This window comes from Nonomuraea candida (genome assembly GCF_000725485.1).
GTDB classification, from domain to species: Bacteria; Actinomycetota; Actinomycetes; order Streptosporangiales; family Streptosporangiaceae; genus Nonomuraea; species Nonomuraea candida.
In genome coordinates this window covers 1-245 of the sequence record NZ_JOAG01000201.1, presented here as the reverse complement: position 1 = coordinate 245, position 245 = coordinate 1, and the positions used below count along the sequence as shown (strand labels likewise).

Genomic DNA, 245 nt, shown 5'->3' with positions numbered 1-245 from the left:
GCGGCCCGGACGGCGCGCTCGATGCCCTCGCGCAACCCCTGGTACATGGGGTGAAGATCCGCGAACAACTGCCGGCCGATCGGCGTCAGGGCCACGTTACGGTTGTCACGGTCGAACAGGGCGGCGCCGATCCGGCGCTCCTGCTTCTTGATCGCCTGGCTGACGCGGGCCTGGGTCACGTGCAGCCGCTGCGCGGTGCGGCCGAAGTGCAGCTCCTCGGCCAGCGCCAGGAAGATCTCGATGTC

The 245-nt window shown here is 69.8% G+C and carries 1 protein-coding gene; it reads right to left on the bottom strand.

All coding sequences use genetic code 11. From position 1 onward, the window contains the following. Window positions 1-245 (bottom strand): LysR family transcriptional regulator (locus tag IO39_RS43700; protein ID WP_043637960.1); only part of this gene is annotated, 245 nt, incomplete at both ends.